Annotated in this window: 22 protein-coding genes and 1 riboswitch; of the genes, 21 read left to right on the top strand and 1 reads right to left on the bottom strand. The window is 47.5% G+C overall.

Going from position 1 to position 26,598, the window contains the following annotated elements; all coding sequences use genetic code 11:
- Nucleotides 1-63: 63 nt before the first annotated feature.
- The 9 genes from ASG89_RS15075 to ASG89_RS15035 all read left to right on the top strand — a co-directional run bounded on the left by ASG89_RS15075 (nt 64) and on the right by ASG89_RS15035 (nt 11,463).
- Complete coding sequence (locus ASG89_RS15075; RefSeq protein WP_057311531.1) at nt 64-1,197, top strand: glycoside hydrolase family 105 protein; 1,134 nt, start codon at nt 64-66, stop codon at nt 1,195-1,197.
- A complete protein-coding gene (locus tag ASG89_RS15070) occupies nt 1,172-2,668 on the top strand; it encodes a response regulator transcription factor (protein ID WP_057311530.1) in 1,497 nt (498 codons plus the stop codon). The genes ASG89_RS15075 and ASG89_RS15070 overlap by 26 nt, the downstream gene beginning before the upstream one ends.
- Nucleotide 2,669: 1 nt before the next feature.
- Nucleotides 2,670-4,412, top strand: coding sequence for a sensor histidine kinase (locus tag ASG89_RS15065; RefSeq protein WP_057311529.1), 1,743 nt, complete (start codon nt 2,670-2,672; stop codon nt 4,410-4,412).
- 224 nt (nt 4,413-4,636) lie between these two features.
- Nucleotides 4,637-5,494, top strand: a complete 858-nt coding sequence (locus ASG89_RS15060) for an ABC transporter permease subunit (RefSeq protein WP_157276670.1) — start codon at nt 4,637-4,639, stop codon at nt 5,492-5,494.
- A gap of 122 nt (nt 5,495-5,616) precedes the next feature.
- The gene (locus ASG89_RS15055; RefSeq protein WP_057311527.1) at nt 5,617-6,498 is read left to right on the top strand and encodes a carbohydrate ABC transporter permease; all 882 of its coding nucleotides are present in this window, start codon (nt 5,617-5,619) and stop codon (nt 6,496-6,498) included.
- A gap of 55 nt (nt 6,499-6,553) precedes the next feature.
- The gene (locus tag ASG89_RS15050) at nt 6,554-8,179 is read left to right on the top strand and encodes an extracellular solute-binding protein (RefSeq protein WP_057311526.1); all 1,626 of its coding nucleotides are present in this window, start codon (nt 6,554-6,556) and stop codon (nt 8,177-8,179) included.
- 117 nt (nt 8,180-8,296) lie between these two features.
- Nucleotides 8,297-9,817: an ABC transporter substrate-binding protein gene (locus tag ASG89_RS15045; protein WP_235549769.1), complete on the top strand. Its 1,521-nt coding sequence runs from the start codon at nt 8,297-8,299 to the stop codon at nt 9,815-9,817.
- On the top strand, nt 9,814-10,779 hold the full coding sequence (locus ASG89_RS15040; protein ID WP_057311525.1) for a pectinesterase family protein: 966 nt from the start codon (nt 9,814-9,816) through the stop codon (nt 10,777-10,779). The genes ASG89_RS15045 and ASG89_RS15040 overlap by 4 nt, the downstream gene beginning before the upstream one ends.
- Nucleotides 10,780-11,190: 411 nt before the next feature.
- Nucleotides 11,191-11,463: a Fur family transcriptional regulator gene (locus tag ASG89_RS15035; protein ID WP_057311524.1), complete on the top strand. Its 273-nt coding sequence runs from the start codon at nt 11,191-11,193 to the stop codon at nt 11,461-11,463.
- A gap of 17 nt (nt 11,464-11,480) precedes the next feature.
- Here the strand turns inward: ASG89_RS15035 and ASG89_RS15030 are convergent, their stop codons facing one another.
- The gene (locus tag ASG89_RS15030) at nt 11,481-12,041 is read right to left on the bottom strand and encodes a YdeI/OmpD-associated family protein (RefSeq protein WP_057311523.1); all 561 of its coding nucleotides are present in this window, start codon (nt 12,039-12,041) and stop codon (nt 11,481-11,483) included.
- A gap of 325 nt (nt 12,042-12,366) precedes the next feature.
- Nucleotides 12,367-12,468, top strand: a riboswitch (purine riboswitch).
- 133 nt (nt 12,469-12,601) lie between these two features.
- Between ASG89_RS15030 and purE the strand changes: the two genes are divergently transcribed.
- From purE to purD, 12 genes are all read left to right on the top strand, one after another.
- Nucleotides 12,602-13,087 carry a 5-(carboxyamino)imidazole ribonucleotide mutase gene (purE, locus tag ASG89_RS15025; protein WP_057311522.1) on the top strand — a complete coding sequence of 162 codons (486 nt, stop codon included), beginning with the start codon at nt 12,602-12,604 and terminating at the stop codon, nt 13,085-13,087.
- A complete protein-coding gene (gene purK, locus ASG89_RS15020; protein WP_057311521.1) occupies nt 13,084-14,256 on the top strand; it encodes a 5-(carboxyamino)imidazole ribonucleotide synthase in 1,173 nt (390 codons plus the stop codon). The genes purE and purK overlap by 4 nt, the downstream gene beginning before the upstream one ends.
- 25 nt (nt 14,257-14,281) lie before the next feature.
- Nucleotides 14,282-15,577: an adenylosuccinate lyase gene (gene purB, locus ASG89_RS15015; RefSeq protein WP_057311520.1), complete on the top strand. Its 1,296-nt coding sequence runs from the start codon at nt 14,282-14,284 to the stop codon at nt 15,575-15,577.
- A 76-nt stretch (nt 15,578-15,653) separates the two neighbouring features.
- The gene (locus tag ASG89_RS15010) at nt 15,654-16,535 is read left to right on the top strand and encodes a phosphoribosylaminoimidazolesuccinocarboxamide synthase (RefSeq protein ID WP_235549774.1); all 882 of its coding nucleotides are present in this window, start codon (nt 15,654-15,656) and stop codon (nt 16,533-16,535) included.
- A 208-nt stretch (nt 16,536-16,743) separates the two neighbouring features.
- Nucleotides 16,744-16,983, top strand: coding sequence for a phosphoribosylformylglycinamidine synthase subunit PurS (gene purS / locus ASG89_RS15005; protein ID WP_028556672.1), 240 nt, complete (start codon nt 16,744-16,746; stop codon nt 16,981-16,983).
- A gap of 36 nt (nt 16,984-17,019) precedes the next feature.
- Nucleotides 17,020-17,715, top strand: coding sequence for a phosphoribosylformylglycinamidine synthase subunit PurQ (gene purQ / locus ASG89_RS15000; RefSeq protein WP_057311519.1), 696 nt, complete (start codon nt 17,020-17,022; stop codon nt 17,713-17,715).
- Nucleotides 17,693-19,936, top strand: a complete 2,244-nt coding sequence (gene purL, locus ASG89_RS14995) for a phosphoribosylformylglycinamidine synthase subunit PurL (RefSeq protein ID WP_057311518.1) — start codon at nt 17,693-17,695, stop codon at nt 19,934-19,936. The genes purQ and purL overlap by 23 nt, the downstream gene beginning before the upstream one ends.
- Nucleotides 19,921-21,453 (top strand): amidophosphoribosyltransferase, encoded by a 1,533-nt coding sequence (gene purF / locus ASG89_RS14990; RefSeq protein WP_082593248.1) that lies wholly within the window; start codon nt 19,921-19,923, stop codon nt 21,451-21,453. The genes purL and purF overlap by 16 nt, the downstream gene beginning before the upstream one ends.
- An 83-nt stretch (nt 21,454-21,536) precedes the next feature.
- Nucleotides 21,537-22,577: a phosphoribosylformylglycinamidine cyclo-ligase gene (gene purM / locus ASG89_RS14985; protein ID WP_057311517.1), complete on the top strand. Its 1,041-nt coding sequence runs from the start codon at nt 21,537-21,539 to the stop codon at nt 22,575-22,577.
- Nucleotides 22,577-23,188, top strand: a complete 612-nt coding sequence (gene purN, locus ASG89_RS14980; protein WP_057311516.1) for a phosphoribosylglycinamide formyltransferase — start codon at nt 22,577-22,579, stop codon at nt 23,186-23,188. Before purM ends, purN begins: the two co-directional genes overlap by 1 nt.
- 388 nt (nt 23,189-23,576) lie before the next feature.
- The gene (gene purH / locus ASG89_RS14975; protein WP_057311515.1) at nt 23,577-25,124 is read left to right on the top strand and encodes a bifunctional phosphoribosylaminoimidazolecarboxamide formyltransferase/IMP cyclohydrolase; all 1,548 of its coding nucleotides are present in this window, start codon (nt 23,577-23,579) and stop codon (nt 25,122-25,124) included.
- Between the two features lie 69 nt (nt 25,125-25,193).
- Nucleotides 25,194-26,459 (top strand): phosphoribosylamine--glycine ligase, encoded by a 1,266-nt coding sequence (purD, locus tag ASG89_RS14970; RefSeq protein WP_057311514.1) that lies wholly within the window; start codon nt 25,194-25,196, stop codon nt 26,457-26,459.
- Nucleotides 26,460-26,598: the final 139 nt, after the last annotated feature.

The following is a 26,598-nucleotide window of genomic DNA, read 5'->3' as shown; positions in this document are numbered from 1 at the left end:
TAATATGAGGGGGTATTCTGATAAAATTTAGATGGAGTCGGTTTCGCTTAGGAGGAGTTAATAATGACAACGAAGTGGTCTGTACGAATGTCAGAATCATTCATGAAGCAATATCCGATAGTCTCTGATATGCCTTTCCAGCGAGCTAGAAGTTGGAACTACGAAAATGGCTGCATCTTGAGCGCATTTGAATATATGTGGTTGCAGACGGGGGATCAGCGTTATTTGGACTATATTCAAATGAATATGGATTTATTTATTACGTCGGATGGGGGTATCTATACGTACCGCCTGGAAGAATATAATGTAGATCAGATCAATCAAGGGAAGTCGCTGTTTCTACTTTTTGAGCAAACAGGCGATGACCGATACCGCAAGGCGTTAGAGCTGCTAGTCACACAAATGAAGAGTCATCCTCGCACCACAGAGGGCGGTCTATGGCATAAGAAAATATACCCCTATCAGATGTGGCTGGATGGTGTTTATATGACGGCTCCGCTGCTTGCGCGCTATGCCCATAGCTTTGGAGCTTCCGAATGGTTTGATGATGTCGCCCATGAGATTATTCTGATGGAAAAGAGGGCACGAGATCCGAAGACGGGGCTTCTCTATCATGGATGGGATGAAAGCAGAGAGCAGCGCTGGGCAGACAGCATCTCTGGATGTTCGCCGCACTTCTGGGGCCGAGGACTCGGCTGGTACATGATGGCCATTGTGGATGTGTTGGACTATTTACCGAAAGATCACCGCAATAGGGGCCTTGTGATTGGACTTTTTTATCGGCTGGCTGAAGCCATTGCACGTGTGCAAGATCCTGAAACCGGGTTATGGTATCAAGTGCTGGATAAAGGTCAGGAAGCTGGGAATTATTTGGAAGCCTCTGGATCTAGTATGTTTGTGTATGCGTTGGCGAAGGGAGCGAGAAAGGGATATCTCAGTCATGCTTCTTTTCGAGCTGCCTCCAAAGGCTTCCAAGGCTTGTTAGTACATTGTTTGGAAGAAGATACGGATGGTTCTCTGCATCTCAATCAAATTTGTAGTGTAGCGGGACTAGGGGGGAATCCTTATCGGGATGGGTCCTACGCTTATTATATGAGTGAGCCTGTGCGAAGAGATGATCCGAAAGGATTTGCTCCGTTCATTATGGCCTGCTTGGAAATGGAGGAAGCCCTTGTTTCAGATCCTCATCGTAGATGACGAGTATATTGAAAGAGAAGGGATTAAGCGATTAATCCACAAATATAAACTGCCTCTATCTGTGTTAGAAGCTGAGAATGGGGAAGAGGCTTTAGAGATGCTAGCTTCGCATCCAGTTGATATTGTATTAACCGACATCAAGATGCCATTTATGGATGGCCTTACCTTGTGTGAGCGGGCACGGGCGCAGTTCCCAGAGTTGAAATTGATTATTTTCAGCGCTTATGGGGAGTTTGAGTATGCGCAGAGAGCCATTCATTATCAGATCTCCTCGTATCTGCTCAAGCCCATCGATGTGAGTGATTTCCAAAGAGCCTTTCATGAGGTCATTGCGCTCTGTCATAAGGATCAAGAACAAGAGAAGGAAGAACTGTTCTTAGAGCTCCTTCATACTGCCCAGGCTTCTTCAACGCTCTCTCGCAAGCTAGATCTTATCGGGATCAATTTTAGTCAGATGTCCGTTCAATTGATTTTAATAGACTACGGTTCATCCGTCTTTGATGTAGAGCACGACTTGCTTCCAGAGAAGCTGCAGAGCGCCATTAGTGTGCCATTCGATTATATGAATTTGAATGGGAGTCAGAGCTTAGTTTGTATGCGATGGGATCATACGGTGCGTAAGGAAGAGCTTGAGTCAATCGGGGGCATGTTAAAAGCAAGCATTGCAGACGCCTACAACGAAACCTTTATGTTGGTTATTTCAAGGCTAGTCAACACGGGAGATGAGTTGGTACCAGAGTTTAAACTCATGGAGAATGTGCTGGATTATAAATTTTTCTTTCATGAAAGCACAGTGTTCTATACAGATGAAAGTCAAGGGCAAGAAGAAATAGCGAGCACAATCCCGAAGCTAATGGAAACCCTCTATTGGCACTTACAAGTAAAGGATGAATTCGGCTTACGCCAAGGTGTGGAGCTATTCTTTAAGACAATTGACGGGAGTGGGCAGCATTCCGCAATTTACGTGAAGTACATGTGTACGGAGCTGGCGAAGAAAATATGGGAAACGGCAGGGAAAACGGATGTCCACGCATTTAAGTCGATTGTTGAGACTATATTCGGATGCAAGTCCCTCGCCGAGCTGAAAGGGCAAATCCAAACTGTTCTCGGTTTGCTCGACGGTGATACGGATGTTCATAATCCGGAATTCAATAAGAAAGTGATCAAGGACATCCGGAAACTGATTGAAGATAACTACACATCAGATATCAGCTTGCAATGGATTGCGGAGAAGGTGTTTCTTACACAGACCTATGTGAGCTACCTGTTCAAGCGAGAAGTAGGGCAAACGTTTGTTAAATATATAACGACGATTCGGATGCATAAGGCAGCGGCATTATTGCGGGAGACGCATCTAACGATTGCGGACATTAGCCAGCAGGTCGGATATATGAATACGTCGTATTTCTGCAAAACATTTAAACAATATCATGGGCAAAGTCCGGCCAAGTTCCGAGAAGGAACGAACTGATATGAGAACTTTCCTAGCTTATTTCCAAAACTTACGATTTAAGCAGAAGCTTTTTATTTCCTATATGGTCGTTTCCATTATTCCGGTGGTCGTATTAGGGACGTTTTCCTATCACCAAGCTAGCTCGTTCCTGCTCCAACAGGCGAAACAGAATTTGGATGGAGCCATTAGTCAAATCGCAGAGACGATTAACTATCGCGCGAAGCAGCATGAAGCGATTATTAATTCGATCACACAGAATGTTGTGTTTAAGCGCATATTCATTAATAATGACGGTGATTTCCCTGTCCTGTATCGGGATTATGTGGATCCGTTTTTCAGTAATATTCTTGATTTTAATCACGATATCCTACAAATATCGGTGTTTACCGAGAATCAGTCGATCCTGCGAGGCGAATATATACTGCCGCTCGATTTGGCATCGGATCTGAAGTGGGCGAAACAACAGACACATCTGAAAGAAACGCAGTGGAACATTAAGAATGGCAAGCTCTTCGCTACAAGGCCGTTCGTAAGTGAAGAGGGAGTGCAGTTAGGGAAAGCGCCTGCTGTGTTGTTCCTGAGCATCGATGCCGATCGTTTATTTCAAGGCTTGGATGATATCAAAACGAATGCCTATGGTATCTTGATTTTGGATAAAGAGGGCAACCAAATTCTATCTAAAAACATACAGATGAGTGCAGATCTTCCCATCGCTTCGCTGCCGTCTTCCCACTTAAAGGAGAGAGTTGGCTCATTTTCCATACAGGCAACAGATTACATGTACATTACGGCGGATATGGCGGAGCCAGGCTGGAAGCTTGTTTATTTTACACCTAAGAATGGGATATCGGTGGATGCTAGGAGCATCGTGAGTGCGACAGCCCTGATCGTCTTGGTTTGTTTAGCTGGACTGCTGCTCATCATCTGGATGTTCTCGAACACCTTCGTCAAACGTATCATTAAGCTCAATAAGAAGATGATGATCGTCGAAAACGGCAATCTGAAGATTGATGTATCTAGTCAGTCTAGGGATGAAATTGGCCAATTGACGAATCGGTTCGGCAATATGCTTGTCAACATTAACACCTTGATCGAAGAAGTGTATCAAAGTAAAATCACGCAGAAAGAGGCGGAGCTTAAGGCGCTGCAAACTCAGATTAATCCGCATTTTCTATACAACACTTTGTCCATTATTAATTGGAAGGCTTTAGAGATTGATGCGATGGAAATTAGTCAGATCACGAATACTGTCTCACGCTTCTATCGAACGGTTCTGAATAAGGGGAGAGATTTCATCCCTGTTCGCTATGAATTGGAGAATGCCAAGGATTATATGCATATCCAAAGTATCATGCACAATTATCGCTTTGATTTCATTTGTGAAGTAGATGAAGCGCTTTTGCGATATGACATGATTAATCTTATATTTCAGCCGATTTTGGAAAATGCTTTAGAACACGGTATTGATAAGCTCCGTAAGGGGAGTGAGCGCGGCTGTATCACTCTGCGAGGCTACAGGTCTGGTGATGATCTTGAATTCTGTATCGCAGACAACGGACCAGGAATGAGTAAGGAGCTGGCGGAAGAGGTCATTCAACTGAGCTCAGTCGGGTATGGGTTGAAAAATGTGCACGATCGCATCCAAATTCGCTTTGGTCAAAGCTATGGCTTGCGAATTGAAAGCGAGCTGGGGCACGGTACCAGTGTATTTCTGAACTTTCCAGCCTACATGGCTGAGGAGTTGTCTAAGCAAGACACCTAGTTGATGAGGTAACACCTATGGAGTTGGCGTGAATGCGCCAGACTGAATAGGTGTTTTTTTTGCGTAAAAAAGTGTTACATATCGCAAAAATGTTGGATATTTGCAAACGCAGTCATGCGCTAAAATTTACTTATTGGATGATTGATTGAAAGGAGCTGGAGTTGTTGGGGGATAAGAAACCGCTGCTCATCAAGCTGATACGCAGAGATAAACTGCTGCTGTTGATGTTTTTACCGGTGTTTCTGTACTATTTCATATTTTGTTACTTGCCGATGCCGGGGATCCTCATTGCTTTCAAAAACTTCACACCAGGTCATGGTGTATGGGGAGGCGAATGGGTAGGGCTCAAATGGCTGGACCAGTTCGTCCATTCTCGCTATTTCTGGCGACTGCTGAGGAACACATTCTTGCTTGCGTTCTATCCGCTAGTCATCGGATTCTCGATTCCTATTCTTTTTGCCATATGCGTTGTTGAAATTAAGAATGGCCTCTTCAAGCGTTTTGCCCAAACGGTGACTTACCTGCCGCACTTTATCTCAACGGTTGTGATCGCGGGGATGATCATTAACTTCCTGTCTCCGACAGACGGAATTGTGAATACGTTATTAGCTTCGATGGGCATGGCCAAAATCAATTTCATGATGGCGCCAGAATGGTTTCGATCCATCTTCACGGCGTCAGGTATCTGGCAAAGCTTCGGCTTTAGCTCCATTATCTACATTGCGGCTATTATGGGGATCGATCAGGAAATGTACGATTCAGGAAAGATTGATGGCGTTAACAAATTCCAAGAGGTGTGGCATCTCACACTGCCAAGCTTGAAGCCAACGATTGTGATTCTGTTTCTGCTCTCCATCGGCGGCATTATGAGTGTGAATTTCGAAAAGGTGTATCTGCTATACAACGGCGCCACGTACGAAACGGCTGATGTGATCTCGACCTATGTATACAGGCAAGGGATTGAGTCTCAGAACTTTGGCTTTGCAACAGCAGTAGGGTTATTCAATTCGATTATCAGTTTCATCTTAGTATATGCGGCCAACCAAGCAAGTCGTCGTGTAAACGATATGTCTTTGTGGTAGCAGCGCCTTGAAATAAACGGCAACACCGTCCTTTCAGGACTTCTCACAGTGTTTATCCCAAAATATAGCCGACTTATCATGTGAAACATATAAATTCTTATATTTCAAGAAAGGAGGCCTTCATGGTTAAATCATGGACGGACCGGAGTTTTTATGTAATCGTTTACAGTCTTGTTGCTCTTGCGATTGTTGTGACCTTATATCCATTTATTTATGTGGTGAGCATCTCAATGAGCTCTGTAGAAGCCATAGATAATAAGTTAGTCACGTTCTTACCGGTTGATCTGAATTTCGATGGGTACAAAATGGTGCTCGGGTATTCTGAATTATGGAAGTCATACTACAACACGATTTGGTACACCGTTGTGGGAACGGTCTTTAATCTTGTGGCCACGTGCTTAGCAGCTTATCCGCTTTCGAGAAAGTCCTTCTTCCTTCGAAGAAAGCTTAATTTCTACATCGCATTCACGATGTACTTCTCTGGCGGGTTGATTCCCATTTATATGGTGATCACGGAATTAGGTCTATACAACACGAGGTGGGCGATGATTCTGCCCGTTCTTGTAAGTACCTTTAACGTCATGATCTTGCGATCAGCTTTCGAGGCGATTCCGAACGAAATATTTGAGAGCGCAAGCATGGATGGAGCCAAGGATTTCACCTTGCTGTTTCGCATCGCGATACCGCTTACCAAGCCGACCTTAGCGGTGCTGACCTTGTACTATGCGGTTGCCCATTGGAATGATTTCTTCAATGCACTGCTGTATCTTGGGAAATCGGAGCTGCAGCCCTTGCAAATATTCCTGCGAAGGGTACTCATTATGGCTTCGCCTGAAATTATGCAGAAAATGGGGGGCGAGACAGCGGCTAAAGCACTGGCTGTTTCGACGCTGCAAGTCCGCTACGTTTCGATTGTTGTCAGCATTTTGCCGATAATTACGATCTATCCGTTCATTCAAAAGTATTTCGTTCGTGGTATCACACTAGGAGCAGTCAAAGGGTAGCGATACTCTTGCTGGATAGATAAGTGGGCTTTATACATTAAGGGAGGGTTCGTATATGAAAAAAACACTCAAAACAACGGCAAGTTTGTCTCTGATTACCGCTTTATTCGCTATGGTAGCTGCAGGTTGTACAAGTGATGGTGGCGCTGAGCCTGCTGCAAGCACGGGGGCAACGACGACGAAACCAGATGCGAGTGCTGCGGCGCCAGCGGGCTTCACATACACAGGCACAGGGCCAATCACCGATAAAGCGGGATCGCTCAAAATTCTAGCAACGAATGCTTGGACGAACAATGTCGATCTCAACCAAGCCCCGATCGTCCAAGAGTTGAGTAAACGTGCAGGTATTACGGTCAATTGGGAGCTGCTTCCGCCATCAACCTATCAGGATGCCATTAGCCCACGACTTGCTGCGGGTGCCGATCTCCCCGATGTGATCTATCAGTTGGATCAGGATCAGACGATGAAAAATATTCAAGGCGGCTTGTTTAAACCTCTGAACGATTATATCGATAAATATGGCGTGAACGTCAAGAAGCTATTCGAGAAATACCCTGCGCTGAAAGCCAGCTTAACAACACCAGACGGGAAGATTTACTATCTACCTCAGCTGGCGGTGACGAAGAACTACATGCCTACGTTTATGGTGAACGTAAGATGGCTGGAAAAATTAAATCTCAAAGAGCCAACGACGCTCGATGAATTCACGGATATGCTGCGTAAGTTCAAAGCGAATGACCCGAATGGTAATGGCAAGCAGGACGAAATCCCGTTCTCCGTAGCGCCTAATCAACTGGCGAATGCTTTCGGACCTGTATTCGGATTGGATCTAGCCAATAACTTCTATGCAGACAAAGACGGTAAAGTGCATTATTCGTTCTATGAGCCGAATTACAAGGAATATTTAACCTACTTAAATAGTTTGTACAAAGAGGGATTACTAGAGTCCGATTTCGCCAGCGTTACAGCGGATCAGATTACATCGAAATTCTCGCAAAACCTAACAGGTGCTACATTTAACTTTAGTTGGTATACCTCCATGGTGTATAGCAAGCTGTTCAAGGATTACGATCCTGCACAGCCGCTCATTAAAGGGATCGCCCCATTCAAAGGGCCGCATGGTGATCAGTTCTATATTGGTCGTAACCCGATTACAGGTATCTTTGGTGTTTCCAAGAATGCGAAGGATCCTGAGCTGGCGTTCAAATTCTTGGATTATGCGAGCAGTGAAGAATCCAAGGAGATGTATGTGTGGGGACTGAAAGGGCAAACGTTTGATGTGGTTGACGGTAAGAAACAATTTACGGAGAAAGGCAAGGATAATGATTTTATCCAGAAGTTCGGAATCAATCCAACTAATCTGCCAATCGAACAATCCGTTGAGGCGACGGATGTACTGGTAGCACCATGGCATGCTAAGATTGATAAAGAGATGGAGAAATATATCAAAGCACCATTCCCATTCGTGTATGCGCTGAAAGCCGAGGCTGACAAAGAGAACACGGTGATGCCAGATATCACGACGTATGTGAATGAAATGAATATTAAGTTTATTACTGGCAAGGAAAGCCTGGATAAATTCGATAGCTATATCAAGTCGTTGAAAAGCATGGGTGTTGAGGATGTTATTAAAGGAAGACAAGCACAATATGACCGTTATCTCACGGCTAGTAAGAAATAAATAACGATTGTCGTTTGTGTAACTAGCACAGCAGCCGCGAAAATGGCTGCTGTGTTTATCCATTTGCGGCGACGAATCTTTAAAAAGGACGGTTTCAGGATGAAGAGATCCACCTACATGCTACTGTTCATCGTGATATGTACGTCAATTGTTGTGCTCATGATCGTTGGCAGGGGGGGGGATCCTGATCTGACACCAGCTACGTCGCACACGAACAAAGCGGGGCAGGGCCTAGTGCCAACCACCTTACATCTCTTGTTTCCGTTGGAGAAGCCAGCAGCCCAGGAGGAAGTTATCCAAGCCGTTGAGGCCAAGCTAGCCAAGGACGGCTTGCCGATCAAGCTCGAGTTTACGTATATTCCGTATGAACAGTACTGGAATAAGCTGTGGCTGAATGCTGCGAGCGGAGAGCCCTATGATATTGCTTTATCGGCGTATTCGAATATTGCGGATTTAGTTTCGAAGAAAGTGCTAGCCCCCTTGGATGACGCGCTTCGCGATTATGGTCATGCGATAGTAAACAGTACACCGGATTATGCGTTTCAGGGTGTAACGATTAACGGGTATATCTATGGTATTCCTCGTGTGATGCCGATCGCGGAGTTTCAGAGCTTCGTGCAGATTAGAGGCGATCTGAGAAAGAAATACGGTTTACCGGAAATAAAGACGGTGGCCGATATGGATAAGTACTTGGAGACGATTCATCAGAATGAACCGACGATTACGCCCTATTTTTACGACACAGGCCGTTTCTTGCTTCGGGAATATGGGGATGTTGCTTTTTTTGCGGGAGGTTACTTGAATGCTCCTGTGTATATTGACCCTGCGGATCCTCAGCTGAAGGTCAGAGATACCTATGAGTCAGATTTTTTCTTTCATATCATGGGGAAGATGCATGAATGGCAAGAGAAGGGCTACATTCCATATGGACCGTCGGACACCTCGAAGTATCCAGATCCAGAGCTTGCTTTCAACTCAGGTAAAGTGGCGGCAACGTGGAGTGTTGTCATGAAGCAAACCGAGCGAATTGATGCGTTCAAAGCGATGCTTCCAGAGGGAGAACTGGAGAATGTGTATTTGCATCCAGAGAAGCCGAAGTACTTATACACCGGTGCTGATAATATTCTTTCGGTATTCTCGACAAGCCAACATGTGAATGAGTCTGTTGCCTTCCTGAATTGGCTGAGAAGCAGCCAGGAGAACTACGATCTGTTCACCTATGGAATCAAGGATGTGAATTACAAGCTGAAGGACGAGGCTATCGTATATGACGGTATCGCGCCTGAGCATCAGTATAACCCGATCAGCTGGACTTGGAATGATATTCGGTTTGCTCGGTTTAGTACCCATATCTCCCCAGCATATAGCAAGGAGCTACGGGATTGGGATAAGGAAGTTATCGTTTCCCCAACACTTGGCTTCGTGCCTGATCTGGCGCCGATTAAATCGGAGATTGCCCAGCTCAATGTTATCATTACGGAGTATTTGCCGAAATTGTATGATGCGAAAATGGATTGGACAACGACAATGGCAGACTTCAGAGCCAAATTAAAGGATGCAGGAATGACTCATGTGATTTCGGAAATTCAACGTCAATTTGATAATTATCGCGCGAGTAGAAAGGATGGAAAGCCATGATTACCGTTGCAGCAGATGGGAGCGGCGACTTCCTGAGCATACAAGAGGCAGTTGATCATATCCCAGAGGGGCAGACAGAGCCGACGATGATTCATGTTAAGAGTGGTGTATATAAAGAAAAGATATATATGGATAAGTCGTGGATAACGCTAGTCGGCGAAGGGGCGGACACGACTGTGATCACCTACGATGATTATGCGAAGAAGTTGTTTCCGGGCGGTGAGCCTTACCACACGTTTCATTCGTACACGGCTTACATCGGTGGGGACCATATTACAGTGGAAGGTATCACCTTCGAGAATACAGCAGGGAGCGGGGACATCGTGGGGCAAGCCTTGGCTGCATATGTCGATGGGGACTGCGTCACCTTTCGTGATTGCCGATTCCTCGGGCACCAGGATACGCTGTTCACAGGGCCGTTGCCACCGAAGCCGCGAGATCGCGGGAGCTTTGGCGGTCCAAGGGAAGGTGCGCCGAGGCGTCCGGTGAGGCAGTATTACGAACGCTGCTATGTAGAAGGGGATGTTGATTTTATTTTTGGCTCGGCGACAGCTGTGTTTCAGGATTGCGAGATTGTCTCCTTGGGACGCGGCTGGATTACAGCTGCCTCAACCCCGGAAGAGGTTCCATATGGTTATGTATTCCTGCGATGCAAACTGACCGGGGATGCGCCAGAGCAGTCTGTTGGTCTAGGGCGGCCGTGGCGGAATTATGCGAAGACAGCGTTCGTAGATTGCTGGGTAGGAACGCATATTAAAGCTACGGGCTGGGATCGATGGAATGAACAGGAATCAGTCGATGAGGTTAGGTACATAGAGAGTGGGAGTGTAGGTCCAGGAGCAGTAACCACCGGCCGCGTCGAGTGGGCAACGGTGTTGACGGCAAGTGAAGCGGGAGAAATGACAGCTCAGCGAGTGCTGGCAGGCGACGATGGTTGGGATCCAACGCAAATAGATGAATAAGTAGCGAGTTTAGCTTGCTAATGGCCGTCAGGAGGATAGCTCCTGGCGGTTTTTCTTAGTAGGCGTGCCCAGAGCTGCGCTGTATCGGTGAAAAACATGCTCAAAGATGCGAAAGCTCTTTGCAGTATTTCAGCAGACTAGATGACTTCGCCAAAAAAGGTTGCACTTTTGCATTTTTCATCCTCCACAGCAGTACGTTCTCCCTCATTGAAACAATGTGATTGTGGAGGGATAGCTTCCTCGTAGATCGCGCCTTCAGAGGGTAAGGTTGTTGACAATTGTTATCAATATAATTATAATTAATATTATATTATAATAATTATAATTAAAGAACCGAGGATATTTCGAGATAAATGCAGCATTTGAAAAAGCAAGCCGTAGTCCCCACCAACGTATGAGGAGGTTACCCTAATGGTTAAACATGATCTGAATCAAGCTTTGCAGCGGATGCGGGCAAGGAATATCCCGTTAACTCCACAGCGGCGCGCGTTACTAACGTATCTCTATGCGCAGGAAAGTTACGTGGCGGTGAAAGACATATGCGAGGCGATGGTTGGTGAATATCCGCAATTGAATGCAATGACGGTTAACAGTTCTTTGCATGTTTTTAAAAAGCTCGGATTAGTGAATGAGTTGACGGTTGGCGGAGCCACTTTACGATATGAAGCAGCTATTTGCTCGTAAGTAAATCCTAGTACGGATTAGTACGCGATAAGTCGGCCGTTATCGTGCCATTGACCATATAATGTATTCATACGAGTATGTTCAATAAACTTGGTTAACCGATTATTGTACAACGTTGCATCGTTACGTACAGACTGAATATTATCGATCTTGACTCTAACATAGAGTTCTGGCAAGGATCGAAAATGACTATAGAGCACTTCGTCCTGACGTAATTGCGCTAAGATGTCTTCATCTATGAGGAAAGATGCGGTGTTCATATCGGGCAATACACGATATCCTGCATCTGTCATAAAGCCTAATTTGTCTAATCTTCTGACGCGTTCTTTATTGAGCTGTGTCCAGTTACTCTTCTTTTTCCTTGGTGAATAACGATGTGCTGTTTGCGTGTCATCTAATTTCTTAATGGTGCTATCAATCCAGCCGAAACATAAGGCTTCTTCAACAGAATCTAAGTAACTTTCGGAATGTCGACTTGTAGGAACTAACCAACAATATTCTTCTGTGCTGTGATTATCACTTAGCCAATTTCGCCAATCTTGTCGTGTGTGAACTTTCACGATTTTATCTATGATCATAAGTTTCTGGTCACCTCTGATTATCATTATATACAAACGCACTGACAGCTGTATGTCAGTGTATTTGTTGTTTTTCCAAAAGAATGAAGTCATGTCGAAAAATATGAATGCTCGTCATACAAGTGTCTTTGAAATTAAAGAATAACGGATGATCTCATATAATGAGGTAGATAAACGCATCTTTGCTCTTTACAGGTAAAAACTAGAAAACGTGCCTAAAAAGCGAACTATTTAAAAGAAATTAGCGAAAATCGTTCGTTTTTTCAAATTGACATGGCACGTTAGTTGGTAGTAAACTAGGAAAGCGGGAAATGAAGCCGCACTAATTGAAAATGTCGAATCAACTCGTATAAAATCAGGGATAAGGCCTGGAAGTATCTACCCAAAAACCATGAATTTTTGGACTACGAGGAAGCGAATGAGGGGAACCATAGGAAATGATGGTCTTTTTGCATTCGGTTCTTTTGCTGTCCAGCGTATAGAATCGTGAATTCTAACTCTGGGCATTTTTTATTGTCAGATGAAGATTTTAAAAGTCGGCTTTCAGAAAGAGGTTTGTGATGACGGTACGTGTTGGTGTAATTATGGGAAGCCAGTCGGATTGGGAAACGATGAAGCATGCTTGTGATATGTTGGACGAACTGGGTATAGCGTATGAGAAGAAGGTTGTCTCCGCGCATAGAACACCTGATCTGATGTTTGACTATGCAGCATCGGCTATCGAACGTGGGCTACAAGTCATTATTGCCGGAGCAGGCGGTGCGGCGCATTTACCAGGAATGGTTGCAGCCAAAACAGAGCTACCGGTTATTGGTGTTCCAGTCAAAACGTCTACGCTTAACGGTATGGACTCTTTGCTTTCTATCGTGCAAATGCCAGGCGGCATTCCGGTTGCTACAGTTGCGATCGGCCATGCGGGTGCAACGAATGCAGGTTTGCTCGCTGGGCAGATTTTGGGCGCTTTTGACCCAGAGATTCAAGCGAGAGTGAAAGCACGCCGCGCGCGTATCACGCAAACGGTGCTAGAAAGCAGTGACAACCTATGAGTGACACTTCCAGCGGAAAGGTGATCCAGCCAGGCGGTACCATCGGTATCCTTGGCGGCGGGCAATTAGGCCGCATGCTGACGCTAGCCGGACGCAATATGGGGTATCGCTTCGTGACGCTTGACCCGACAGAGGACGCGCCTTGCGGGCAAGTGGCGACGCAGATTCAAGCGAATTTCGACGACGTGGAGGCAGCTAGAAAGCTGGCCGCACTGTCGGACGTGATCACGTACGAGTTCGAGAACGTCGACGCACACGTCACCAACATCTTGATGGAAGAGTCCTATGTTCCACAAGGCAGTCATCTTTTATACACGACACAGCACCGACTTCGTGAGAAAAAGGCGATTGAAGCGGCAGGCGTTCCCGTAGCGCCTTACGCAGAGATCACAAGCGAAGCGGAGCTGCGGGAAGCAGCCGAACGCTTCGGTACGCCATGCGTACTCAAAACCGCAACCGGCGGTTATGACGGCAAAGGACAGTGGGTGCTTCGCTCCTTAGATGAAGTCACCGAAGCTTATGAAACGCTAAGCCGCGCCAAAACCGAGCTAGTGCTCGAACAATTCATTCATTTTGACAAAGAATTATCCGTTATTGCAGCTAGAAGTCCACGCGGCGAGGTCAAAGCATTCCCTGCTGCTGAAAATATACATGTACATAATATTCTGCACGAATCCATCGTGCCGGCACGTATTCCAGTGCCCGTGCAGAAGGCAGCCGAAGAGCTGGCGATTCGCATCGCGGAGTCGCTCGGTGTCATCGGGTTGATCGCGGTTGAGCTATTCCTGACGAAGGATGGTCAGCTGTACGTCAACGAGCTTGCGCCACGCCCGCATAATTCGGGGCATTACACGATGGAAGCTTGCCGGACTTCACAGTTCGAGCAGCACGTACGCGCGATTTGTAATTTGCCTCTGGGTTCAACGGAATTGTTGACGCCAGTGGTCATGGTTAATTTGCTGGGTGAGCACATCGCTCCTTTGCACGATCAACTAGTGAATCCAGGCTTCCTAGAGAATGAAACGTTAGGCGTCTCTGCCAAGCTTCATTTGTACGGTAAGAAAGATGCGAAAGAGAAACGCAAGATGGGTCACATCAATCTTTTAACCGACGATGTTGAGAAAGCATTGACTTGGATAGAACAGACAGGCATTTGGGAAAGTAAGTAAAAGATGATTATTGGAGGAACGGAACATGATTGATCGTTATACACGCCCTGAGATGGCAAGCATTTGGACAGAACAGAATAAGTTTCAAGCTTATTTGGAAGTTGAAATTCTATCTTGCGAGGCTTGGGCAGAGCTAGGCGTTATTCCGAAGGAAGATGTCAAAGTTTTGCGCGAAAATGCAAGCTTCAACATCGATCGCATCTACGAAATTGAGCAAGAGACACGTCATGACGTTATTGCTTTCACACGTGCGGTATCCGAAACACTAGGGCCTGAGCGCAAATGGGTTCACTACGGTTTGACTTCGACAGACGTTGTCGATACGGCGATGGGTTACTTGTTGAGACAAGCCAATGAGATTTTGGACAAAGACATCCAGAATTTCATCGAAATCCTTCGCAATAAAGCGATTGAACATAGAGATACAGCAATGATGGGTAGAACGCATGGTGTTCACGCGGAGCCAACGACGTTTGGTTTGAAAATGGCGCTATGGTACGAAGAAATGAAGCGTAACCTGGAGCGTTTCCGTACAGCCGCTAATGGCGTGCAATTCGGTAAAATCTCAGGAGCAGTAGGAACCTACGCGAACATCGATCCGTTTGTTGAGCAATATGTGTGCGAGAAGCTAGGCACAACGCCAGCCCCTATCTCCACCCAAACGCTGCAACGTGATCGTCACGCGGATTACATGGCTACATTAGCATTGGTAGCGACTTCCCTAGACAAATTCGCGACAGAAATTCGTGCGCTTCAAAAGAGTGAGTTCCGTGAAGTTGAAGAGCCGTTTGCAAAAGGTCAAAAAGGTTCCTCCGCTATGCCGCATAAGCGCAATCCTATCGGTTGCGAGAGCATTTCCGGCCTGTCCCGCGTCATTCGTGGCCACATGGTGTCCGCGTATGAGAACGTGACGCTGTGGCATGAGCGCGACATTTCGCACTCCTCCGTTGAGCGTATTATCCTGCCGGATTCAACGCAATTGTTGAACTACATGTTGAACCGTCTAGGTAATATCATTAAGAATTTGACGGTGTTCCCTGAAAATATGAAACGCAACATGCGCAGCACGTACGACGTGCCTTTCTCCGGCCGCGTGATGACGAAGTTGATCGACAAAGGCTTTGCACGTGAGCAAGCTTACGATACGGTTCAGCCTAGAGCAATGCAAGCATGGGAAGAGCAACGCTCGTTCCGTGAAATCGTAGAGAACGCATCGGTCATCACCGAAGTGTTAAGCCCAGAAGAAATCGCAGATTGCTTCGATCCTAGCTGGCATTTGAAACATGTAAGCACGATTTTTGACCGTCTTGGATTGAACTAGAACTAGACCTAGAAGATATTGAACTAACAGATAGATTTGATGGGGAAAGGGTGTGGAATTCGTGGCAAACGCAAGCGTGATCGTAGATACAGCTGAGGAAATGATTAATGCGCCGCTGGTGCACAAAGGCAAAGTACGTGAACTGTATGATCTTGGCGATAGCTTTTTGATCGTGGTAACGGATCGGATTTCGGCTTTTGATTACATCTTGAAGCCTGGCGTTCCAGATAAAGGGTATGTGCTCAATGCTTTGAGCAAGTACTGGTTCGGAATTACTAGCGGTTATATGAACAATCACATCATCCATACAGATGTTGAGAAGCTTCAAGCGATTATTCCAAGTGCTGCTGATCGAGAGCTTTTGAAAGAGCGTATCATCGTGGCGAAAAAGGCGGAGCGCATCTCCATCGAGTGCGTGGTTCGTGGCTACATCACAGGAAACGGCTGGAGACAGTACGAGAAAACCGGGGAAATTAACGGTATTAAATTGCCGGAAGGCTTGCGTAAAAACGAGCGTTTGCCGGAGCCGATTTTCACGCCAGCAGCGAAAAATGATGTCGGTCATGACGAAGACATCTCCCTCGCACAGATGAAAGAATTGGTCGGCGAAGAACTGACCTATGCGCTGCAAGAGCGCAGCATTATGTTGTACGTGCTGGCGCATTCCATCTGCGAGCAAAAAGGCATTATTTTAGCGGATACGAAGTTTGAATTCGGTTTTTATGCGGGCGAACTTATTATAATTGATGAGATTTTCACACCGGATTCTTCCCGTTATTGGTCTGAAGATAAATATGCCTTGGATATCGAGATTGATTCCATGGACAAAGAGCCTGTTCGCACATATTTGGCGGGATCAGGTTGGGATAAAAATAGTGAACCGGACGAACTTCCAACTTCTGTGGTGGAAGAGACTTCGAACCGATATAAAGGTATTCTGCACCGCTTGGTTGACTAAAAATGTGTGTTCAAAAAGTCGGATTTTCAGCACCGAGAAGATTGCGAGAACCTGAAGAAGGAGGAGCGGAGTGTAGGCAAACCTACATGAGCACCGGACTTCGAAGGTGAACGCAAGATTCGATGTCGAATTGGCTTCTCGAATTGCTTCGTGATCAAAAACGACTTTTTGAACTACCTCTAAAATAACGCTGAGGAGCGATTTCACGATGAAAGCAACAGTCTATGTAACGATTAAACAAAACGTATTGGACGTGCAAGGAACGGCAGTACAAGGAGCACTTCACTCCATGGGCTTCGAAGAAGTTGGCAAAGTGCGCATCGGTAAATACTTGGAGCTTGAGCTTGGTACAACAGACAGAGCAGAAGCAGAAGCACGCGTGAAAGCTATGTGTGAGAAATTGCTTGCGAACACAGTTATCGAAGACTACCGTTACGAATTGGTGTAAGAGACCATTAAAGCACAACTTTTAGGAGGAAAAACCATGAATTTTGCGGTTCTTGTGTTCCCGGGATCGAATTGCGATATCGACTTGTACAAAGCGATTGAAGATACAATTGGTCAACCAGTTGACTATGTGTGGCATACGGACGGCGACTTGTCCAAATACGATTGCATCCTAGTACCAGGAGGATTCTCTTACGGGGATTACCTGCGTTGTGGAGCGATTGCTCAGTTTACCAACGTAATGAAGGCTGTCGTGAAGGCTGCGGAAGAAGGCAAGTACATTCTAGGTATTTGTAACGGATTCCAAGTGTTAACGGAAGCTCGTTTGCTGCCAGGCGCATTGCTGCGCAATAACGGCATGAAATTCCGCTGTCACCAAGCGGTTCTGAAGGTTGAGAACAACACAACGGCGTTCACACGTGATTATGCCGAAGGTGAATTGATCAACATTCCGATCGCACACGGTGAAGGCAACTACTACTGTGACGAAGCAACGCTGAAAGATTTGCAAGAAAATAACCAAATCGTGTTCCGTTATGAAGCGGGCAACAACCCGAACGGATCACTGGATGATATCGCTGGAATCAGCAATAAAGCAGGGAACGTTGTGGGTATGATGCCCCATCCTGAGCGTGCCATACATGAGATTCTAGGCTCCGCAGACGGTAAGAAAATGTTCACATCAATTCTAAGTGCTTGGAGGGAAAAACATGACGCAGCAGCTATCCGCTAAGGAACCATCCCCGGAACAAATCGCGGAACAGAAGATTTACAAGCAAATGGGTGTAACCGACGAGGAGTTTGCTAAGATTTGTGGTTTCCTTGGACGTACTCCGAATTACGTAGAAATCGGCGTATTCAGCGTAATGTGGTCCGAGCATTGTTCTTACAAAAATTCCAAACCTGTTCTTCGCAAATTCCCAGTTACAGGACCTCGCGTTCTTATGGGACCTGGTGAAGGTGCAGGGATTGTAGATATCGGGGACAACCAAGCGGTTGTTTTCAAAATTGAAAGTCATAACCACCCTTCCGCTATCGAGCCTTACCAAGGCGCGGCGACAGGTGTGGGCGGTATTATTCGTGATATTTTCTCCATGGGTGCACGCCCAGTGGCACTATTGAACTCCTTGCGTTTCGGTAAACTGGAAAACGATCGCGTGAAGTACTTGTTCGAGCACGTTGTCTCCGGTATCGCTGGATACGGCAACTGTATCGGGATCCCGACAGTTGGCGGCGAAGTGATGTTCGACGAGAGCTACGAGGGGAACCCTCTCGTTAACGCAATGTGCGTGGGTCTTATCGACCACGACATGATCCAACGCGGTGTTGCCAAAGGTGTTGGCAACCCAGTCTTCTACGTCGGCCCGGCAACAGGCCGCGACGGTATCCACGGTGCGACATTCGCATCCGAGGAATTGACAGCTGAATCCGAAGCGAAGCGTCCAGCGGTACAAGTTGGCGATCCGTTCATGGAAAAGCTAGTACTAGAAGCTTGCTTAGAGTTAATCGATTCCGGCATCGTGCTCGGAATTCAAGATATGGGTGCAGCGGGACTTACGTGTTCCTCCGCTGAGATGGCAAGTAAAGCAGGTAACGGCATGGAGCTGTACCTGGACGAAGTTCCACAACGCGAAGAAGGCATGACGGCGTATGAAATGATGTTGTCCGAGTCCCAAGAGCGTATGCTATTCGTTGTTGAGCCGAAGGATGAGGCGCAAGCTAAGGGCATTTTCGAGCGTTGGGGCTTGCACTGTGCAAAAGTCGGTAAAGTAACGGACGACGGTTTCTTGAAATTGATCCACCACGGTGAAGTCGTGGCGAACATGCCTGTAGGCGCACTCGTTGACGAGTGCCCGGTTTACAATAAGCCAAGCAAAGTGCCGGCTTATTACGAAGCAAGCGCAGCGATCGATACAACACGTTACCCAGAGGTAACGAAGTTGACGGATGCGCTGAAATCCGTACTCGCGTCCCCGACGGTAGCGAGCAAAGAGTGGGTTTACAACCAGTACGATTACATGGTTCGTACAGAAACAGCTGTGCGTCCAGGTTCGGACGCAGCAGTCGTAACGATCCGCGGCACGCGCAAAGGTCTTGCGATGACAACGGATTGTAACGGACGCTACGTGTACCTAGATCCGGAAGTGGGCGGACGTATCGCGGTATCCGAAGCAGCTCGTAACATCGTTTGTTCCGGTGCTGAGCCGCTTGCTGTGACGGATAACTTGAACTTCGGTTCCCCGGACAAGCCTGAAATCTTCTGGCAGTTGGAGAAATCCACAGACGGTATGGCAGAAGCTTGCCGCTTCTTGGATACGCCGGTTATCGGCGGAAACGTTTCGCTTTACAACGAGAACTCCAAAGGCGCAATTTACCCGACTCCGGTTATCGGAATGGTTGGTCTTGTGCATGACACAGACCACATCACGACGCAAAACTTCAAAAATGAAGGCGACATCATCATCCTGCTAGGCGAGACGAAAGCGGAGCTTGGCGGCAGCGAATTCCAATATGTCATTCACGGTGTAACAGAAGGCCGTCCTCCTGAGTTGGACTTGGCTACTGAGAAACGCCTGCAAAATGCAGTGCTTAAAGCGATCCAAGAAGGTCTAGTTGCTTCCGCACATGACTTGTCTGAAGGCGGATTGGCTGTAGCACTAGCAGAAAGCTGTATCAGCGGAAACATCGGTGCAGAGGTTAATGTAGCTTCTGAACTACGTCCTGACTTCGCTTTGTTCAGCGAAACGCAATCTCGTATCGTGCTAAGCGCGACACCAGACAAAGCGGATGCTTTGAAACACTGGATCGCTTCCCAAGGTGTTCCTTATCAAGAAATCGGAAGAGTAACAGGTTCTTACCTTACTGTGAAAATCAATGACGAACAGCGTCTCCAGTCTCCTGTAAACGAGCTGGCGAAGGTCTGGAAGGATGCGATTCCATGTCTAATGGCGTGAAACAATCCAAGGCCCTAAAGCTTCCTGTGGCACCATTGGAACAACTTGAGAATGGGCAGCATGAGCTTTGGACAGGTGACTATTACAACGAAGGTATTGGCGGCCAAGGTGGATTGTTCGATAAGCTGAATGAAGAGTGCGGGGTGTTCGGGGTGTATGGTCATCCCGACGCTTCCTCCCTGTGCTATTACGGGCTGCATGCCCTTCAGCATCGTGGACAGGAAAGTGCCGGCATCTGTACGGTTGATGGTGGCAAATTTAATTATTACCGTGGAATGGGACTTGCGAAGGAAGTTTTTACAAATGATAATTTGCATCCACTTACGGGCTCGACGGCTATCGCACATGTTCGTTATTCCACAGCAGGCGAAAGCAAGCTGGCGAATGCGCAGCCGCTTGTGTTCAAATACCGCGAGGGCGATCTAGCGATTGCGACGAACGGGAATCTGGATAATGCCAACATTATCAAGCGTGAACTGGAGCGTAAGGGTTCCATATTCCAAACAACAAGTGATACCGAGGTTATGGCGCATCTGATTGCTCGTTCGGAGCATGATGATATCGTTGACGCTGTGAAAGATGCGATGAATCAAGTCATCGGCGGCTTCGCATTCCTTATTATCACCAAAGATAAATTGATTGCTGCGCTTGATCCGAACGGCTTACGTCCGTTCATGATCGGTCGCCTCGGAGATGCTTACTTGTTCGCGTCTGAGACATGTGCATTTGATGCGGTTGGGGCAACCTATTTCCGTGATGTACAGCCTGGCGAGATCATTGTGATTGATCGTGACGGTTTCCGTTCCGAGCAGTTTACAGAGGGTGGCAAGCGCGCGATTTGTGCGATGGAATACATCTACTTTGCTCGTCCTGACAGCGACATTGATACCGTGAATATTCACTCCGCTCGTAAACGGATGGGTAAGCGACTAGCGATGGAAGCTTTCGTGGATGCTGACATTGTAACCGGCGTGCCGGATTCTAGTATTTCAGCTGCAATTGGTTTCGCAGAACAAACGGGGATTCCTTATGAGCTGGGTCTGATCAAGAACCGCTACACTGGCCGTACGTTCATTATTCCAAGCCAAGAACTGCGTGAGCAAGGTGTCAAAATGAAGCTGAGCGCCGTTCGCAAGGTGGTCGAAGGCAAGCGTGTCGTGATGATCGATGACTCCATCGTTCGTGGGACAACGTCCTTACGCATCGTCAACCTGCTTCGTGAAGCAGGAGCAACGGAGGTTCATGTGCGGATTTCTTCGCCGCCGTTTATGAACCCTTGTTACTACGGGATTGATACACCGGATCGCAAAGAGCTTATCGCGGCGATGAATTCGATCGAAGAGATTCGCAAAGCAATCAACGCGGATTCGCTTCATTTTCTGACGAAGGATGGGCTGTTAGATTCAATCGGTCAAGGTTCCGCAGGCAAAGAAAGCGGATATTGTACTGCTTGTTTCGATAACAGCTATCCAACTGAGATTGTTGATGTGACGAAGGTTGGCTGTGCGTGTGACTAAAGGCTGATTCAGCAAAAGGCAAGAGAGAAAACGGGGGTCTAGCGACCTCCCCCATATATAGACAAACTAAGGAGTGTTGGTCAGTGTCGGATGCTTATAAAAAGGCTGGCGTCGATATCGCGGCGGGGAACGAAGCAGTAGAACGGATGAAAAAGCACGTGAAACGGACATTCCGTCCTGAAGTGTTAACAGATCTCGGTGGCTTCGGCGGGCTGTTCAGCTTGAACAAAGACAAGTATGAGGAGCCTGTACTCGTATCGGGTACGGACGGCGTGGGCACGAAGCTGAAGATTGCTTTTGCCATGGATAAGCATGATACGATTGGGATCGACGCGGTTGCGATGTGTGTGAACGATATTATCGTTCAAGGCGCAGAGCCATTGTTCTTCCTAGACTATCTCGCTTGTGACAAAGTCATTCCAGAGAAAATTGAAGCGATCATTAAAGGGATCGCCGACGGATGTGCGCAGTCTGGCTGCTCACTTATCGGTGGCGAAACGGCGGAAATGCCGGGCATGTATGCTGAAGGGGAGTATGACATTGCTGGCTTTACGGTTGGAATCGTCGACAAGAAAAAGATCATCGACGGAACAACAATCCGTCCTGGAGATGTCGTGCTAGGACTAGCTTCAAGCGGCGTACACAGCAACGGGTTCTCGCTTGTGCGTAAGCTTTTGCTAGAAGATAACGGATATACCCTTCAAGGGCATGTGGAAGAGCTTGGCGACAAGCTTGGTAACGTGCTGCTTGAGCCGACGAAGCTGTATGTGAAGCCAGTTCTAGCTATGTTGGAAGATGTAGCGATCAAAGGGATGGCGCATATCACAGGCGGCGGTTTCATCGAAAATATTCCGCGGGTTCTGCCTGATGGCGTGAACGTGGATATCCAATATGGATCATGGCCGATCCTTCCGATTTTCTCCTTGATGCAGCGTGTAGGCAACATCACGAACAATGATATGTTCCGCACGTTCAACATGGGAATCGGGATGGTTGTGATCGTGGCAGCTGACGATGCAGAGAAAGCGATCGTTGCAGCGGAAGCGCAAGGCGAGAAAGCGTATCGTCTAGGTGTTGTTACAGAAGGCGAGCGTGTAGTTACGTTTCAAGGAGCTGACGTGTAATGCAGCCTTATCGCATCGCGGTGATGGCTTCAGGCAGCGGCTCGAATTTCCAGGCCATTGTGGATCAGGTACAGAAAGGGAAGCTTGATGTCAGCATCGAGCTTCTTGTCTGTGACCGCCCAAAGGCGTTCGTTGTTGAGCGTGCCAAGGAAGCGAAGGTGCCTGTTTTTGCCTTTAATCCGAAGGAATACGAAAGCCGTGAGGCGTATGAGACGCTGATCTTGAAAGAGCTGCAGGATCGTCAGGTCGATCTGGTGGTGATGGCAGGGTACATGCGGATTATTACGAATGTGCTGGTTGAGCCTTTCTTCGGGCGGATGATTAATATTCATCCGTCGTTGTTGCCGTCGTTCCCCGGCGTCCGCGCTGTGGAACAGGCGGTTGAGTACGGCGTGAAGCAGACTGGCGTCACGGTGCACTTCGTCGATGGCGGGCTGGACTCCGGCCCGATCATTGCCCAGCGTGCCGTGGAGATCCACGAGCACGAGACGGCAGATTCGCTCACGGAGCGAATCCACGCGGCTGAGCACGTGCTGCTGCCGCAGGTTGTGCGGTGGCTGCGCGAGGGTCGCGTGAGCTTGGACGGCCGCAGGGTTAGCGTGCGGAAGTAGGGTTTATGGTTTTGTTGCACGCGCTTGAGTGCGTGTGTGGTACTTATATTTTTATTTATATGGCAGCTGGACGTTCCACGCTCTATAGTGATGATTTTCATCACTATAGAGCCGATTATGCTCCCAAAGTGGGAGTGTCGTGTGCTTTAGTGATGTTTTACATCACTAAGGAGCCGATTATGCTCCCAAAGTGGGAGTATCGTGTGCTTTAGTGATGTTTTTCATCACTAAAGAGCCGATTATGCTCCCAAAGTAGGAGTATCGTGTGCTTTAGTGATGTTTTACATCACTAAGTAGGGCTTCCCGCGAGAAATATCCGCAATAGTGATGATTTTCATCACTAACGTAAACATTCACAACCAATTCCATTCCCTAAGGAGGAAGCATAGTGGCAATCAAAAGAGCACTGATCTCCGTTTTCGATAAAACGGGCATCGTTGAATTCGCGAGCGAGCTGTCAAAGCTGGGCGTTGAGATCATTTCCACAGGTGGTACGCTTAGTTTGTTAAAGGATAAAGGGGTACCGGTGATCGGTATTTCCGAGGTTACAGGGTTCCCAGAAATCATGGACGGCCGTGTGAAAACACTTCACCCGAACGTGCATGGTGGACTTCTAGCTGTTCGTGACAACGAAGAGCACCAAGCAAGCATGAAAGAGCTTGGCCTGGAGTACATTGATCTTGTTGTCGTGAATTTGTATCCTTTTGCAGAGACGATTGCGAAGCCTGATGTGACGTACGAAGATGCAATCGAGAACATCGATATCGGTGGTCCTACCATGCTTCGTTCCGCAGCGAAAAACCATGCGTTCGTTTCCGTTATCGTCGACACGACGGACTATGCGAAAGTGCTGGAAGAAGTGCAAGAGACTGGCGACACTATGCTAGCGACGCGTAAACGTCTTGCAGCCAAAGTGTTCCGTCACACGGGCGCTTACGATGCTTTGATTGGCGACTATTTGACTGGCCTCCAAGGTGAGCCTTACCCAGAGCGTTACACCGTTACGTATGAGAAAATGCAAGAGCTTCGCTACGGCGAAAATCCGCACCAAAGCGCAGCGTTCTACCGCTCGCCGAATGCGGCTGCTGGCAACATCACAACGGCTGAACAATTACACGGTAAGGAATTATCGTACAACAATATTAATGACGCTAATACAGCTCTTCAAATTGTAAAAGAGTTCAGCGAGCCTGCAGTTGTTGCCGTTAAGCACATGAACCCTTGCGGCGTAGGTATTGGTACAAACGTGCTTGAAGCTTACACGAAAGCGTACAATGCGGACCCGACTTCCATCTTCGGTGGTATCGTGGCTGCGAACCGTGCAATCGACGAAGCGACTGCACAATTGCTGCATGAGATTTTCTTGGAAATCGTCATTGCGCCAGATTTTACACCAGAAGCACTTGAGATTCTGGCTAAAAAGAAAAACATCCGCCTACTCAAAGTAGCCGGTTTGGATACAATTGCTGGACGTGAGTCCCAGCCAGTTATTACAACAGTTGAAGGCGGCATGCTGGTACAAGCCAGTGATGCTCGTCAATTGACAGAAGCTGATCTGAAAGTCGTTTCCGAACGTCAACCGACAGCGGAAGAGATGAAGCAACTTCTTTTTGCATGGAAAGTCGTTAAGCACGTTAAATCCAATGCTATCGTACTCGTGGCAGACGATATGACTGTGGGCGTAGGCGCTGGTCAAATGAACCGTGTCGGCGCAGCGAAAATCGCAATCGAGCAAGCTGGCGACAAGTCCAAAGGCTCCGTACTTTCATCCGACGCGTTCTTCCCGATGGGCGATACACTTGAAATGGCAGCAAAAGCAGGCATCACTGCGGTGATTCAGCCAGGCGGCTCCATCAAAGACGAAGAGTCCATTCGCGTTGCCAACGAAAATGGTATTGCGATGGTCATGACAGGCGTTCGTCATTTTAAACACTAAAACAATTGAGAATGCTCACGTTTCGTAAGGGGAGCGTGGGCATTCCCCATGAGAGGGACTGATGACAGGATGCAAATATTAGTTATTGGACGTGGCGGACGTGAGCATGCCATTGTATGGGCACTTAGCAAAAGCCCGAAAATCAGCAAACTGTTCTGCGCACCAGGAAACGGCGGAATTGCAGGCTTAGCGGAATGCGTGCCGATTACGGAGCTTCAATTCGAAGAGATCAGCACATTTGCGAAGGAGCAAGCGATTGACTTGGTTATGGTCGCGCCTGATGATCCGTTAGCGGCAGGTTTGGTCGATCATTTGGAGTCCAAAGGAATTGCGGCTTTCGGCCCTCGCGCTAATGCAGCGATTATCGAAGGCAGCAAAGTATTTATGAAGCAGCTGCTCAAAAAATACAGCATCCCTACAGCGGCTTACGAGTCATTCGACGCGTATGAGCCAGCACTTGCGTACTTGCGCTCGCAAACAGCGCCAATCGTTATTAAAGCTGACGGCTTAGCCGCTGGTAAAGGCGTTACCGTTGCTCAAACGATGGAAGAAGCGGAAGCTGCGTTGAAAGACATCATGGTTGGGCAGGTTTTTGGGGCATCGGCAGGCGCGAGCGTCGTGATCGAGGAGTTCCTGACAGGACAAGAAATGTCGTTACTGGCCTTCGTAGATGGTTCAACCGTGCGTTTGATGGTGCCTTCGCAGGATCATAAGCCGGTTTTTGATAACGATAAAGGACCGAACACAGGCGGAATGGGTACATACTCCCCACTTCCACACATTCCAGAGTCCATCGTGCAAGAAGCACTTGTGAACATCGTCCAACCGACAGCGGATGCGATGGTGGCAGAAGGCCGCCCGTTCAAAGGCGTACTGTATGCGGGTCTGATTTTGACTCCTAACGGTGTAAAAACCATCGAGTTCAACGCGCGCTTCGGTGATCCAGAGACGCAGGTGATTTTGCCGCGTTTGCAAACGGATTTGCTCGACATTTTCCTTGCGATCAACAACGGCACGCTCTCTGAGCAGCCGATCGAGTGGAGCGAGCAAGCCGCAGTATGCGTCATCGTCGCTTCGCCAGGATACCCTGGGCCGTATCCGAAGGGACTTCCGATTACGGGACTTGATCAAGTGCAGGATGCCCTCGTGTTCCACGCGGGGACGGCAGTTGATGAGAACGGGCAAATCGTCACCAACGGTGGACGTGTGCTCGGTATCACTGGCCTTGGCAAAGATATCGTTGAAGCTCGCCAGAAGGCTTATGCGGATGCGGATCGGATTCATTTTGAGGGTAAGCACTATCGGACGGATATTGCGATGAAGGCATTGAGATAGATGGAGAGACACAGCCTCTTGGGTGAGGGGCTGTGTTTTTTTGCTTTGTGGGCGAACGGTTAGTTTGGAAACACAACGGATAATAAAAACAGTCGATTTTGTGTTTTAATACACAGAGTTGACTGTTTTTGTGTATAGT

The sequence above is a fragment of the Paenibacillus sp. Soil766 genome (assembly GCF_001428105.1).
In the GTDB taxonomy this organism is placed as follows: domain Bacteria; phylum Bacillota; class Bacilli; order Paenibacillales; family NBRC-103111; genus Paenibacillus_E.
This window is presented reverse-complemented; position numbering and strand designations above follow the sequence as displayed.